The sequence below is a fragment of the Spongiactinospora gelatinilytica genome, from assembly GCF_003236385.1.
GTDB classification, from domain to species: domain Bacteria; phylum Actinomycetota; class Actinomycetes; order Streptosporangiales; family Streptosporangiaceae; genus Spongiactinospora; species Spongiactinospora gelatinilytica.
This window is the reverse complement of the sequence record NZ_POUA01000200.1, coordinates 1-13,740: the sequence shown is the minus strand read 5'-3', so window position 1 is coordinate 13,740 and position 13,740 is coordinate 1. Positions and strand designations below refer to the sequence as shown.

14 protein-coding genes are annotated in these 13,740 nt (G+C 72.4%); 7 read left to right on the top strand and 7 right to left on the bottom strand.

Annotated features, from left to right (window positions below; translation table 11 throughout):
* The first annotated feature begins 163 nt into the window (after positions 1-163).
* From C1I98_RS23285 to C1I98_RS23275, 3 genes are all read left to right on the top strand, one after another.
* Positions 164-1,036 (top strand): DMT family transporter, encoded by an 873-nt coding sequence (locus tag C1I98_RS23285; RefSeq protein ID WP_111169559.1) that lies wholly within the window; start codon positions 164-166, stop codon positions 1,034-1,036.
* 111 nt (positions 1,037-1,147) lie between these two features.
* Positions 1,148-3,382: an accessory Sec system translocase SecA2 gene (secA2, locus tag C1I98_RS23280; protein WP_111169558.1), complete on the top strand. Its 2,235-nt coding sequence runs from the start codon at positions 1,148-1,150 to the stop codon at positions 3,380-3,382.
* A 40-nt stretch (positions 3,383-3,422) separates the two neighbouring features.
* Positions 3,423-3,866: a VOC family protein gene (locus C1I98_RS23275; RefSeq protein ID WP_111169557.1), complete on the top strand. Its 444-nt coding sequence runs from the start codon at positions 3,423-3,425 to the stop codon at positions 3,864-3,866.
* Between the two features lie 104 nt (positions 3,867-3,970).
* On the opposite strand, the gene C1I98_RS23270 is transcribed toward C1I98_RS23275, so the two are convergent.
* Entirely contained in the window at positions 3,971-5,500 is a 1,530-nt protein-coding gene (locus C1I98_RS23270) for a sugar ABC transporter ATP-binding protein (RefSeq protein WP_111169556.1), read from the bottom strand.
* Between the two features lie 113 nt (positions 5,501-5,613).
* Positions 5,614-6,438, bottom strand: a complete 825-nt coding sequence (locus tag C1I98_RS23265) for a DeoR/GlpR family DNA-binding transcription regulator (RefSeq protein WP_111169555.1) — start codon at positions 6,436-6,438, stop codon at positions 5,614-5,616.
* Between the two features lie 217 nt (positions 6,439-6,655).
* Here C1I98_RS23265 and C1I98_RS23260 point away from each other — a divergent pair, with 217 nt between their 5' ends.
* Positions 6,656-8,296 (top strand): PA14 domain-containing protein, encoded by a 1,641-nt coding sequence (locus C1I98_RS23260; protein WP_111169554.1) that lies wholly within the window; start codon positions 6,656-6,658, stop codon positions 8,294-8,296.
* A 118-nt stretch (positions 8,297-8,414) separates the two neighbouring features.
* Here C1I98_RS23260 and C1I98_RS23250 read toward each other — a convergent pair whose 3' ends face one another.
* The gene (locus tag C1I98_RS23250) at positions 8,415-9,446 is read right to left on the bottom strand and encodes an ABC transporter ATP-binding protein (protein ID WP_438672104.1); all 1,032 of its coding nucleotides are present in this window, start codon (positions 9,444-9,446) and stop codon (positions 8,415-8,417) included.
* On the bottom strand, positions 9,443-10,204 hold the full coding sequence (locus C1I98_RS23245; protein WP_111169552.1) for an ABC transporter permease: 762 nt from the start codon (positions 10,202-10,204) through the stop codon (positions 9,443-9,445). Before C1I98_RS23245 ends, C1I98_RS23250 begins: the two co-directional genes overlap by 4 nt.
* A gap of 349 nt (positions 10,205-10,553) precedes the next feature.
* Here C1I98_RS23245 and C1I98_RS23240 point away from each other — a divergent pair, with 349 nt between their 5' ends.
* A complete protein-coding gene (locus C1I98_RS23240; protein WP_111169551.1) occupies positions 10,554-11,018 on the top strand; it encodes an SRPBCC domain-containing protein in 465 nt (154 codons plus the stop codon).
* Between the two features lie 44 nt (positions 11,019-11,062).
* Here the strand turns inward: C1I98_RS23240 and C1I98_RS45095 are convergent, their stop codons facing one another.
* Together C1I98_RS45095 and C1I98_RS23235 are read right to left on the bottom strand one after the other, a co-directional pair.
* Entirely contained in the window at positions 11,063-11,191 is a 129-nt protein-coding gene (locus tag C1I98_RS45095; protein WP_267898067.1) for a hypothetical protein, read from the bottom strand.
* A gap of 187 nt (positions 11,192-11,378) precedes the next feature.
* Complete coding sequence (locus tag C1I98_RS23235) at positions 11,379-12,158, bottom strand: TetR/AcrR family transcriptional regulator (RefSeq protein ID WP_111169550.1); 780 nt, start codon at positions 12,156-12,158, stop codon at positions 11,379-11,381.
* Between the two features lie 49 nt (positions 12,159-12,207).
* Here C1I98_RS23235 and C1I98_RS23230 point away from each other — a divergent pair, with 49 nt between their 5' ends.
* Entirely contained in the window at positions 12,208-12,915 is a 708-nt protein-coding gene (locus C1I98_RS23230; protein ID WP_111169549.1) for a bleomycin resistance protein, read from the top strand.
* A gap of 127 nt (positions 12,916-13,042) precedes the next feature.
* On the top strand, positions 13,043-13,519 hold the full coding sequence (locus C1I98_RS23225) for an acyltransferase domain-containing protein (protein ID WP_146607581.1): 477 nt from the start codon (positions 13,043-13,045) through the stop codon (positions 13,517-13,519).
* A gap of 96 nt (positions 13,520-13,615) precedes the next feature.
* Here C1I98_RS23225 and C1I98_RS45770 read toward each other — a convergent pair whose 3' ends face one another.
* Positions 13,616-13,702: an SHOCT domain-containing protein gene (locus tag C1I98_RS45770; RefSeq protein WP_368773538.1), complete on the bottom strand. Its 87-nt coding sequence runs from the start codon at positions 13,700-13,702 to the stop codon at positions 13,616-13,618.
* Between the last annotated feature and the right edge of the window lie 38 nt (positions 13,703-13,740).

Genomic DNA, 13,740 nt, shown 5'->3' with positions numbered 1-13,740 from the left:
GGGCGGCCGGTAGGGTGGGGCCATCATGCGTTCGATCATGTCTCCCCCCGCCGCCCGCTAAGCGGGCCGGTCTCACGCGCGTAGCCGGGTCCGGGTGACCCGGCGAGTGGTCGCTGCCCGCATTCGGGTCCCCTTTCGGCCACTCCCTTCCGGAGAGTTCTCGATGACGCATGTCTCCGTGCGGCGAGGTTTGCTGTACGTGTCCGTCGCGGCCACCGCCTGGGGCACCGGTGGTGCCGCAGCGGCCCTCATCTACCGGCTCGGCGGCCTCGGGCCGGTCGCCGTCTCGTTCTGGCGGTTCGCCATCGGCGCCGCGCTGCTGGCCGTGGCGGGCGTCCTGCTCGCCCGTACGGGCGTCCCCGCGGGGCGCGGGCGGATGGCGGTCACCGGCGTCTGCATGGCGGTGTCGCAGACGTCCTACTTCGCCGCGGTCGGCGAATCCGGTCTCGCCGTGGCCACGGTGGTCACGCTGGGCGCGGCGCCGGTGCTCGTCGCCGCGGGCGCGCGGTTCGTCCTCGGCGAACGGCTCGGCGCGGCCAGGCTCGGCTCGGTCGCCGCGGCGCCGGCCGGGCTGGTTTTGCTGAGCCTGCCCGGCGGCTCGGCGGAGTTCTCCCCGCGCGGGCTGGGCTGGGCGATGCTGTCGGCGGTGACGTACGCGAGCGTGACGCTGGTCAACCGCGCGGGCAGCGCCGACCCGTACGGCACGGCGCTCGGCTCGCTGGTCGTCGGCGGGATCTTCCTGCTGCCCGCGGCGCTGGCCGCCGGGGTACTGCCGTCCGGCGGGCATCCGGTCGCCGCCGCGGCGCTGCTGGCCTACCTAGGGGCGGTGCCGACAGCGCTCGCGTACGGTCTGTTCTTCGCGGGGCTGCGCGCCGTACCGGCCACCACCTCGTCGGTGATCGTGCTGGTCGAGCCGCTGGGCGCGACGCTGATTGGGGTCTTCCTGCTGGGCGAGACGCTGACCCCGTACTCGGCCGCCGGCGCGGCGGTACTGCTGCTCGCGGTGCTGACGCTGGCGCTGCGCGAACCGCACTGATCACAATGGGGTGAGGCAGGCGCACGCCTGCGGCGGCGATGCATACTAGGAGCCTCGGGGAACGTGTCCCTCGAACGGCTCGTTGGAGGGTTCGTGGCCTCTTTAGCGCAGATGTTCCGCAAGCTCCTGCAGCGTCCAGGTTCGCTGGACCTCACCCCGTTCGAGCGTGTGGTCGCCAAGGCGGGCGAACGCGCGGAGGGCATCGCGGCGCTCGACGAGCTGCCCACCCCCGCGATGGACGATCTCGCGGAGTTCTGCGCGATCGCCAGGGAGGCCGCCGACCGCACCCTCGGCCTGCGCCCCTACGACGTGCAGCTCGTCGGCACGCTCGCGCTGCTGGCCGGGCACGTGGCCGAGATGGCGACCGGCGAGGGCAAGACCCTCTCCGGCGCGATGGCCGCCGCCGGCTACGCCCTGCAGGGCAAGCGCGTCCACGTCATCTCCGTCAACGACTACCTGGCCAGGCGCGACGCCGAGTGGATGGGCCCGCTCTATACGGCGCTCGGCGTCAGCGTCGGCTGGATCGGCCAGGGGTCCACGCGTGAGGAGCGCAGGGAGGCGTACGCCAAGAACGTCACCTACGGCTCGGTCAGCGAGATCGGCTTCGACGTGCTACGCGACCGGATGGTCACCTCCGCCGCCGACCAGATCGTGCCCGAGCCCAACGTGGCGCTGATCGACGAGGCCGACTCGGTGCTCGTGGACGAGGCCAGGGTGCCGCTGGTGCTGGCCGGTGCCGCCGACCCGGGCACCAGCGTGCCGTCGATGGCCGCGCTGGTCAGGCAGCTCGTCCGGGGCTACCACTACGAGATCGACGAGCAGGGCCGCAACGTCTTCCTCACCGCGCTCGGCACGGACGCGGTCGAGGAGACTCTTGGCGAGACCTTGGGCGAGGGCGTCAACCTCTACGACACGCCCGACAAGGTGACCGAGGTCAATCTCGCCCTGCACGCGCACGCGCTGCTGACCCGCGACATCGACTACATCGTCAGGGACGGCAGGGTCCAGCTCATCAACCCCTCGCGGGGCCGGGTCGCGCTGCTCCAGCGCTGGCCGGACGGGCTACAGGCCGCGGTGGAGGCCAAGGAGGCACTGCCGGCCAGCGAGACCGGCGAGATCCTGGACTCGATCACCATCCAGGGACTCATCACCCGCTACCCCGAAAAATGCGGAATGACGGGCACGGCGGTGGCGGTCGGCGAACAGCTCACCGAGTTCTACGACCTCCAGGTCGCCGCGATCCAGCCGAACAAGCCGTGCGTCCGGGTGGACGAGCCCGACGTCCTGTACGCCACGGTGACCGACCGGGACATGGCGCTGGCCCACAAGATCGTCGAAGTGCACGCCACCGGGCGGCCGATCCTGATCGGCACCCTCGACGTGGCCGAGTCCGAGCGCCTGGCGCTCACCCTGCGCGGGCGCGGCATCGACTGCGTGGTGCTCAACGCCAAGAACGACGCCGAGGAGGCGTCGATCATCGCCAAGGCGGGCGAGCGCGGCGCGATCACCGTCTCGACCCAGATGGCCGGGCGCGGCACCGACATCCGGCTCGGCGAGGACGTGGCCGAGCTGGGCGGCCTGTACGTGATCGGCTCCGGCCGGCACACCAGCACCCGCCTGGACGACCAGCTCCGCGGCCGGGCCGGACGCCAGGGCGACCCCGGCGGCTCGGTCTTCTACGTCAGCCTGGAAGACGAGCTGATCACCAGGTTCGCCCCCGACGAGCGCCCGCCCGCCGCCGACAAGGACGGCGTGGTACGGCACCGCCGCGGCGACCACATCGTCGGCCACGCCCAGCGCGTCGCCGAGGGCGCCAACCTGGAGATCCACCGCAACACCTGGCGCTACACCCGGCTGCTGGAACACCAGCGGTCGCTGGTCCTCGAGCACCGCGACAAGATCCTGCACGGCGACAGCGCGGCCGACGCGCTGGCCGAGGCCCGGCCGGAGCGGTGGGCCGAGCTGCTCGAATCCGTGGGCGAGGACGTGCTGCGCGAGGCGGCCAGGCAGATCGTGCTGTTCCATCTCGACGCCGGCTGGACCCGCCACATGGCCTTCCTCACCGAGGTACGCGAGGGCATCCACCTGCGCGTGCTCGGCCGGATGAACCCGCTCGACGAGTTCCACCGTGAGGCGGTCGCCGGCTACCAGCGGCTGCTGGCCGAGGTCGAGGAGTCCTCGGTGGAGGCGTTCGAGACCGCCCCGGTCACCGCCGACGGCCTGGACCTGGCCGCCGCCGACATCAAGCGCCCCACCGCCACCTGGACATACATGGTCCAGGAGAACCCGTTCGGCACCGCCCTGGAGCGCATCCTCAAGCGGGTCGCGGGCAAGGACCGCGACTGACGGCCCGAAATCGCCGGTGCCATGCGGCAGAATCTGCGGCATGGCACGGAAATTACAGGTCACCTTCGACTGCACCGACTCCGACCGGCTGGCCCGCTTCTGGGCCGAGGCCCTGCACTACCGGCTGGAGGAGCCGCCCCACGGCTTCGCCACCTGGGCCGCCTACTGGGCCGACCGAGGGCTCCAGGAGGAGATCCCCGACGGCTACGACTCGGTGATCGATCCCGGCGGCGTGGGTCCGGGCATCTGGTTCCAGCGGGTCCCCGAGGGCAAGGTCGTGAAGAACCGCCTGCACCTCGACATCCAGGTCACCGAGGGCCGCGCCGTGCCGGTGGAGGTCCGCAGGCGGCAGATCGACGCCGAGGCCGAGCGCCTGGTCGGCCTCGGCGCGACCCTGGTCCGGGCGGTCCCCAGCGGCGGCCTCCCCGACTACTACGCGGTCACCATGCTCGACCCGGAGGGCAACGAGTTCTGCCTGAGCTGACCGGTTCTCACCCGGTCAGAAGCAGGCCAGGCCGGGGGCGGGCGTCGGGCCGCAGGGGCCCTGGTCGTCGCCGCCGTCGATCACCATGCCCGGCGGAGCCCAGATCAGGCATCCGGGCCCAGGGCGGCGGGCGTGGCGGCCATGGCCGCCATGATGCCGTCCTCGGTGACCTCGGGGCCGATCAGTTCGCCGGTGATCGCGCCGTCGTGCAGCACCACGACCCGGTCGCAGTTCTCCACCAGTTCGGCGAGGTCGGAGGAGATGAGCAGGACGGCGAGGCCGTCCACCGCGAGGTCGTCGATGAGCGCCCGCATCTCCGCGCGGGCCTCGACGTCCACGCCCCTGGTGGGCTCGTCCAGCAGCAGGATCTTGGGGTTCATCGCCAGCCAGCGGGCCAGCATCACCTTCTGCTGGTTGCCGCCGGACAGCTCCCGCGCCCGCTGGCGCGGGGAGACCGCCTTGATGCCGAGCCGCCGCATGAAGGTCGCGACGATGCGGTCCACCTGGGCGTCGGACACGATCCCGGCGCGCGACAGCCGGGGCAGCGCGGCCAGGGCGATGTTGTCGCGGACCGACAGGGTCGGGACGATGCCTTCGGAGACGCGGTTCTCCGGGACGAGCCCGACGCCGGCGCGAATCGCGCCCTTGATCGACCACTTGCGCAGCGGCGCGCCCGCCACCGTCACCTGCCCGGCGTCCACCGGCATGGCCCCGGCGATGGCCCTGGCCGTCTCGCTGCGCCCGGCCCCGAGCAGCCCGCCGAGGCCCAGCACCTCCCCCTCGCGCATCGCGATGGAGACATCCGACAGTACGTTCTTCCTGGTCAGCCCGGTCGCTTCCAGGATGGGCAGGTCGGCGGGCCGATCCGCAGGGGCGGGCTCCTCAGGGGGCGAGCGGTGCCCCTGGAGGGGGCGGCCGAGCATCAGCGAGACCAGCCGGACCCGGTCCAGCCCGGCGAGCCCGCCGGTGTGGACGACCTTGCCGTCGCGCAGCACGGTCACCGTGTCGCAGACCCGGTACAGCTCCTCCAGCCGGCGGCTGACGTAGATGATCGACCGGTCCTGGGCGCGCAGCCGGGCGATGGCCCGGAACAGCGTCTCCATCTCCCCCGGTTCGAGGGCCGAGGTCGGCTCGTCCATGATCACCACGCGGGCGTCGGCCCAGGCGGCCCTGGCCATCGCGACCAGTTGCCGGGTGCCCGGCGAGAGCGAGCCGAGCGGGCGGCGGACGTCCAGCGGCATGCCGTACGACCGGACGATCTGGTCGGCCTCGGCGTGCATCCGGGCGAAATCGATCAGGCCGAACCGGCCGCGCGGCTCGCGCCCGAGGAACAGGTTGCGGGCCACGCTCATAAGCGGGACGAGGTTGCCCTCCTGGTGGATGGTGGCGATGCCGGCCCGCCTGGCCTCGGCGGGCGAGCCGAACCGCACCCGCTCGCCGCGCATGCGCAACTCGCCACGGTCTGGCTGGTAGACCCCGGAGAGCACCTTGACCAGCGTGGACTTGCCCGCGCCGTTACCGCCCACGAGCGCGTGCACCTCGCCCGGGCCGACCGCGAAGGAGACGTGGTCAAGGGCGCGGACGCCCGAGAACGTCTTCAGCACCCCGGCGGCTTGGAGAACCGTACTGCTCATCGCTCTTTCCCTGCCTCGCTGGGATCGATGCTGATCCGGGCAGAAAACGATCCCGTAACGGAAGGGCCATGATCCTGTCACGGTCGATCACATATGATCAGGTGTTCCGAGGGTCAGACGCGGGCCACGTGCAGCCGCACGCCTCTGCCGCTCAACTCGTCCAGCACGTCGCCGGGGGCGCCGGCGTCGGTGACCAGGTGGTCGAACCGCTCGACGGCGATCGTCTGCACCATGGTGTCCACGCCGATCTTGGTGTGGTCGGCCAGCACCACGACCTCCTCCGCCGCCCCGGCCAGCGCCCGATCGACCCCCGCGACCTGCGTGTTGGGGGTGGACAGGCCGCGCTCGGCGGTCAGGCCGTTGCCGGAGACGAACGCCCGGCGCACCCGCAGCCCGGCCAGGGACCGCTCCGCGGCGCTGCCGACCAGGGCGTGGATGGAGCCGCGCAGCGTGCCGCCGGTGAGCACCACCTCGATGCGCGGCGACCCGGCCAGCGCTTGGGCGACCAGCAGCGAGTTGGTGACCACGGCCAGCTCGGTGTGCCGGGCGAGCCGCCTGGCGAACTCCTGGGTGGTGGTGCCGGGGCCGACCACGATGGCGTCGCCGTCTTCGACCAGAGAGGCGGCCAGGTCGGCGATGGCGGCCTTCTCGGCCGCGGCGACCTGCGCCTTCTGTGCGTAGGTGGGCTCGCGGGACAGCTCGCCCGGCAGCGTCGCGCCGCCGTGGTGGCGGTTGATCAGCCCTTCGGCCTCCAGCGCGCGCAGGTCGCGGCGGACGGTGACCTCCGAGGAGCGCACGGCCTGGGCCAGCTCGCGCAGCGACACCGCGCCGTTGACCCGCAGCAGCTCGATGATGCGCTGGCGGCGCTCGGCGGCGAACACCGGCCGGCGGCCGGCGCCCGGCGCCTGGGTCTCGCCCACGGTCTGCCCGCCCGTCATTGATCCGCTCGTCGTCCTCGGTCGGATCCGATCATAGTCGGCCCGGCCGCAGGTCGCGAGCCGTCCGGCGACGCTCCCCGCCGCCATCCGGCGATCGATCTCGTGATCGGAATAGAACGAATCTGATCGGATCTACTGACGCTTTGGTCATCCGACTGCTTCTTTGCTACCCATACGCGTCCGGAGTTGTTCGGATTCGCACGAAAGGCCCCCACGTATGACCGCGTTGCGACGAACCTCGTCAGTGCTCCTCGCCCTCCTCCTCGCCTTCGCCTGGCAGTCCGTGCCCACCGCCTCGTCCGACCGAGCCGACCGAGCCGACGCGGCCGAGCGCAACGGCCTGCGCGGCGACTACTACCTCAGCTCCGGCGCGGGCCGGTTCGACTTCGCCGAGCACAAGGCGACCATCGTCGACCCGGCGATCGAGCCGGCCGACCTCAACCCGGTGTTCAAGCTCCTGACCGGGCGCGAGGACGACGTCACCGTGCGCTGGACCGGCCGGATCGCGCCGAAGTACAGCGAGACCTACACGTTCTCGATGGTCGGCGACAACGGCTACCGGCTGTGGATCGACGGCAGGCCGGTCATCGACCACTGGGTGGACGACTGGGACCGCGAGCAGGTCGGCGTCCCGATCGCGCTGCAAGCCGGGCGGAAGTACGACATCAAGATCGAGTACTTCGAGCACTACGGCGGCGCCAACCTGCGGCTGCGCTGGCAGAGCCCGAGCCAGGCCAAGGAGATCGTGCCGGTCGGGGCGCTGTTCCTGCCCGAGGGCCACGACCCGCCGGGGCCCGAGTCGGCGGCGGTCGGCGCGTCCGGCACGTCCGTCACGCTGGACTTCGCCGAGGACCTGGCCGCGCTGCCCGCCGGCGCGCACGACAAGCTGGTGGTGATGGTCTCGGGCACGGCGTGGCCGGCGCGGTCCGCGCGGCTGCGGCGGGGCGATCCCTCGGTGGTGGAGCTGACGCTCGCGCACGCCGTGCCCAAGCAGGCCGGCGACAACGTGCGGGCCTCCTACGACGGCCGGGGCGGCATCACGCTGGCCGGTGGAGACCCCCTGCCGAAGTACGACCTGGCGGCCGTGGTCAACGGGTCCGACCACACCATCCGGACCCGCTGGGCCAAGGACGTGGACAGGTACGACCCGCTGCCGGAGTACCCCCGGCCGCAGCTGGCCAGGAGCTCCTGGCGGAGCCTGAACGGCGTGTGGCAGTTCGCCGCCGCCGGGCCGGGCGAGGCCCCGCCGTTCGGGCGGGACCTGGCCGAACGGATCGTCGTGCCCTATCCGGTCGAGTCGCTGCTGTCCGGGCTGCAACGGCACGAGGAGCGGATGTTCTACCGGCGCACGTTCACCGTCCCGCGCGACTGGAAGGTGCGCGGCAAGAGCGGCGACCGGCTGCTGCTCCACCTGGACGCCGTGGACTGGGAGTCCATCGTCTACGTCAACGGAAAGCAGGTCGGCACGCACAAGGGCGGCTATGACCGCTTCACCGTGGACGTCACCGACGCGCTGCGCCGGCACGGCGCGCAGGAGCTGGTCGTGGCCGTGTACGACCCGACCGACCAGGGCCGCCAGCCGCTCGGCAAGCAGCGGCTGAACCCCGGCGGGATCATGTACACGCCGGCCTCCGGCATCTGGCAGCCGGTCTGGATGGAGCCGGTCCCGCGCACCCGCGTGGAGTCGCCGGCGACCGTGCCGGACGTGCCCGGGCAGGCGCTGAAGGTCACCGTCGACGGCACGCCGGGCGCCACCGCCGTGGTCACCGCCCGCGCCGGACGCCGGGTGGTCGGCCGGGTCAGCGGCCCGACCGGGGCCGAGCTGGCGTACTGCTGCTCGGCGTCATCCAGAGCATGATCAACCAGGTGGGCAACCTGACCTCGTCCATCCAGCAGGTGGTCAGCGGGTGTTCCTGGCGCTGGTGGTGGTCGCCCAGCGGCTGCTCGGCAAGGCCCAGCGGATCACCTAACCGGCCTCACGCCGGGTAGGCGTGCGTCTCGGTGGCCTTGACCCCCGCCCAGACGTCCTGGCCGGGGGACAGCCCGAGGTCGGCCACTGCGGCGGGCGTGATGTCCGCGCCCGCCGCGATCGGCCCGCCGAGATGGACGCGCACGTTGTCGCCGTGCCGTTCCATGCCCTCGATGCGGGCCCGCCACAGGTTGCGCGGGGTGCCGTCGGGGCGGGTCCGGTACAGGGCGACGGCCGACGGCGGGAACGCCACGAACACCTGCCCCCGCAGGTGCTCGGCCACGCTGAACTCCACGCCGTCCACCGTGACCCCGTCGCCGTCGGCGGTGCCCCGGTACAGGTTGAGGCCGACCAGCCTGGCCACGTAGTCGGTACGCGGCCGCCTGGCGACCTGGCCGGGGGTGCCCTCCTGGGCGACCGTGCCGTCCTCGATCACCACGAGCCGGTCGGCGAGCACCATCGCCTCCAGCGGGTCGTGGGTGACCAGCACGGTGGCCCCGTCGAAGTCGGACAGGTGGCGGCGCAACTGCGAGCGCACCGACAGCCGGGTGTGCGCGTCGAGCGCGGCCAGCGGCTCGTCGAGCAACAGCAGCCTCGGGTGTACGGCGAGCGCGCGGGCCAGCGCGACCCGCTGGGCCTGCCCGCCGGAGAGCTGCCGGGGCCGGGCGGCGGCGTGCTCGGCCAGGCCGACCCGCTCCAGCCACTCGCCGGCCGTACGGCGGGCCGCGGCCTTGGCCGCCCCCTGGCAGCGCGGGCCGAAGGCGACGTTGTCGAGCGCGGAAAGATGCGGGAACAGCAGGTAGTCCTGGAACACCACGCCGATCGGGCGCTCCTCGACCGGCATCGTGTGCAGCGGCCCGCCGTCCAGGTAGATGCGGCCGTCGGTGAGCGGGGTGAGCCCGGCCATCGCGCGCAGCGCGGTGGTCTTGCCCGCGCCGTTGGGCCCGAGCAGTGCGAGGACCTGCCCCGCCGCCACGGTCAGTTCGATGTCGAGCCGGAAGCGCGGGCGCTCGACGATCAGGCGCGCGTGCAGCGTCACGGGGCGGCCACCCATCGGTCGCGCAGCCCCGCGAGGATCGCGACCGAGACCACGAGCAGGATCAGGCTGAGCACGATGGCCGACTCAGGATCGGTCTCCATGGCGAGGTAGACGGCGAGCGGCATGGTCCGCGTGACCCCCGGGAAGTTTCCGGCGAAGGTGATGGTCGCCCCGAACTCCCCCAGCGCCCGGGCCCAGCACAGCACTCCGCCCGCCACGATGCCGGGCAGCACCAGCGGGACGGTGACCCTGCGGAAGATCGTCCAGCGCGAGGCGCCGAGCGTCGCCGCGGCCTCCTCGAAGCGGTCGTCGGCCCCGCGCAGCGCCCCCTCCACGCTGATCACCAGGAAAGGCATCGCCACGAACGCCTCGGCGACGACCACGGCAGCCGTGGTGAAGGGCAGCGAGACGCCGAACGTCTCGGCCGGCCACTGCCCGGCCAGCCCCCGGCGGCCCAGCGCCAGCAGCAGCGCGACGCCGCCCACGACCGGCGGCAGCACCAGCGGGATGGTGACCAGCGCCCGCACCAGCCGCCTGCCGGGGAACGCGACCCGGGCCAGCAGCCAGGCCAGCGGCACGCCGAGCAGCAGGCAAAGCACGGTGGCGACGGTCGCGGTGAGCAGCGAGAGGCGCAGCGCCTCCAGGACCTCGGGCTGCGCCAACCGGCGCGGCATCGTGGACCAGGGGGCGCGGGCCAGCAGACCGGCCAGCGGGAGCACCAGGAAGGCCAGCCCGAGCAGCGCGGGGACGATGAGCATCCAGGGCGAACGACTGCGCGGGCGATCGGGAGGACGGCTCGCGCGAACGGAGGGGGCCTTGCTGTCCACCACCTCACCATACTCTCGCGTGTGCGGGGCACATCCGCCGATACCCCTCGCAGAAGCACGGCAAACATCTATATGTCCTGGGATTCGCAACATGCCGGAGTCGCGCGCCGCCCCCTTTTCCGGAAAACGCCGAGCAGGGCGGCTAAATCGCGGAAACGCCGCCGCCTTCGCTCTTTTCAGGTGCACTTTTCCGCGTTTACCGGCGAACGTTGCCGAATTACTGCGTCCCTCGCTAAAGTGGCGGGCCCTGTCAGCATGAGGAAGCGATACGGGAAAGCCGATGCGCACGGTAGAGGTCAGCACGGAGATCGCGGCGAGCCGGCGAATGGTGTGGGCGGTGCTCACCGATTTCCCGCGCTACCCGGAGTGGGCCACCTACATCCAGCGGATCGAGGGGCAGGCCAGGACCGGCGGTTTCTTGAAGGTCACCCTGGGCCCGCCGGACCGGCCGCCGCACGTCTTCCGCGCCCCCGTCCTTGAGGCCACCCCGGAGGTCAGACTGGCCTGGGCCGCGGTGATCCCCGGCGCCACCTGGCTGCCCAGGGCGATCTTCACCGGTGTTCACGAGTTCGTGCTCGACGCGCTGCCGGACGGCGGCACCCGGCTGACCCACCGCGAGCACTTCAGCGGCCTGCTGGCCCGCCTCTCCGACACCGGACCCCCCGGGGGCGACGAGGGGTTCACGGCCTTCAACAACGCGCTGCAATACCGTGCCGAGGATCCCGGCAACGGAAGCGCCGAATAGCCCGGCCCTGGCCATGGGAAGGCCGGCCACGCGACCGGCCTTCCCTAGCCACGTAGCGCCCTCACCAGCGCCACCGCCAGGCGGATCGCCGAGACGATACCGCCCCAGCCGAACACGATCAGCCACATTCCCACCGACCCCGGGTCCTGCGAGCTGAGCATGGCGATGAACACGAGGGCGGGTCCTGTCAGGGGCTGCTGTAGGCGGGATCGGGCTGGAGAGAATTGTCGAGGCAGAACATCGCCGTCTCCGAATTCACCCCGGGACCGCAGGCACGGAGATGCCCCCTCGATTACCACTCTGGACCGTCAAGGGGCCACACGGGCCATAGGGATTTTCCTGGTGCGGCCGCGCGGGGTGTCAAGGGGGTGAACCGGAGGCGGCGATGCGGGTGCCGATGGCGTTCAGGACGAGGTCGAAGCCGTAGGCGAAGCGGTCGAGGGCGCGTTGCAGGGTGTACGGCAGGGTGGTGTCCGACACGGTGAACCCGCCCGCCCGCTCCAGGGCGTCGAGGCGGGGGAAGCGGCCGTCCATCCGTTCGGTGAGGTAGGGCAGACGCCGTTCCCACCATTCCTGGTCCGTGCTGCCGGTACGGGCCGGGGCCTGTTCGGCCTCGACGACCGCCGAGGCCGCGCCGCGGACGTACGACTCGACCGCCGCGACGCAGCCGGTCACCTCGATGGCGGGCAGGCCGTACCCGTCGAGCAGCGACAGCGCGGCCTCGTAGCGGGTGATGACGTGCGGCCCGAACACCGTGCGGGAGGCCGCGACCTGGAGCAGCCACGGGTGGGCGCGGAAGGCCGCCAGGTCCTCGGTGGCCAGGTGGTGCAGGCCCGCCCGCCACCCCGCGCCGGTGGGCGGGAGGGGCTGGGCGCCGACGACGCGATCGACCATCAGTTCCAGCAGTTCCGCCTTGCCGGGGACGTACGTGTAGAGCGACGCGGTGCCGATGCCGAGGGCCTGCGCGAGCGACCGCATCGACAGCGCCGCGGGGCCGGTGCGGTCCGCCTCGGCGATGGCGGTGTCCACCAGCCGGTCCAGGTCGAGCCGGGGCCGTGGCCCGCGCCGCGGGGCCGGTGGCACGCCGTCCCAAAGGAGCGCCATCGTGCGCGCCGGGTCGCCGCGTCCTGCGTACTCCATCCGGGGAAACCCCTCCCGTCAAATACTACGAACACCGTACGATGTTTCTATGCGCACCGAGTACACCGTCCCCTGCCTGCCGTGCCGGGACCTCGATGACGTCCTGCCGTTCTACACCGCGCTCGGGTTCGAGACGACCTACCGCCAGCAGCGCCCCAACCCCTACGCCGTCGTCCGCAGGGGCGGCATCGAGCTGCACTTCTTCTCCGTCCCCGAGTTCGACCCGGAACTGTCCCTGGGCAACGTGGGCGTTGTCGTCCCCGACACGGGCGCGCTGCACACCGCGTTCGCGGCCGGGCTGCGCGAGCGGTACGGCAAGGTGCCGGTCTCCGGGATCCCGCGGATGACCCGGCCCCGGGTCAAGCAGGGCGTGCCGCGCGGGTTCACCGTCGTCGATCCGGGCGGCAACTGGCTCCGGATCACCGGCCATGACCAGAGCGAAGGGGCCGCCCCCTCCGAGGGCCGGCTGGCCCGCGCGGTCGCCGCCGCCGCGCGGCAGGCCGACTCGCACGGCGACGAGGCCGCGGGCATCCGCGTCCTTGAGAACGGCCTCGCCCGGCACGCCGACGCGCCCGCCGTCCAACGCCTCCCCGCCCTGGTCTACCTCGCCGAACTCCACATCCGCACCGGCGACCGCGAGGCCGCCGCCGCCGTCCTCGCCGAGGTCGCCGCCCTCGACCTCTCCCCCGCCGACCGCGAAGCCGCCACCGCGGACCTGGCCACCGCCACCGAACTCACCGCCGACCTACGATCCTGACCCGGCCGTGGGCGCGGGGTGGCCAGGTCATGGCGAATCAGGTGGCGTCCACGCCCGGCCTGGTCCCTTGATCATCCGTGCCGGCAGTTCTTGAAGGGGTGTCCGGGGTGGCGTACGGTTGGGCGCCGTGGCCACTTCCGGGACGGGCGGGTTGCCGACGGCGGACGAGTTACCCGAGGTGCTGCTGGACCTCGGGGTGCCGCACGAGGACATCAACGAGCTGGTCGCGCTGCGGGGCGTACTCCTGAAGGACCCGGCCGCGCTGCGGTCGCTGGAGGAGCGCCTGCCGGCCCTGGTCGATGTGATCGGGGCGCTGGACGAGCCGTTCCAGCTACCAGAGCCGCCGCGAGAGCCCGAAGCGCTCGGCCGCTTCTTCAACCTCTTCGTGTACCTCGCCGCCTTGCCGTACGTCCTGGACTACCACCAGCGGCACGGCATCCCCCGCGACATCTCCCGCAGGACGCTCGCCGACCTCGGCCGCAGCGTCGCGGCCCACCGCCGCTGGAAGGGCACCGGCGGCCTGCGCCACCCACGCTGGCTCAGGTTCCACTTCCGGGGAGAGCTGTACCAGCTCGGCCGGTTGCACGGCTGGTGCCCCCTGTGACCCCGGACACACACCAAGCACCCATGCCGTGTCGTACCTGATACCGCCGGCCGCCGACCGCGTCGCCCTCGCACGCCGCCTCGGCCGGTCGGCCGGTCATGAGGAGCCGGTTTTCAGGACCGACACCCGCTGAAGGTATTCGTCGTCGGTCATTTCGCCGCCGGCGAAGCGTTCGGCGAGGATGCGTTCTGCGGAGTCCGTCGGGGCGGTGGGGGTGGTGG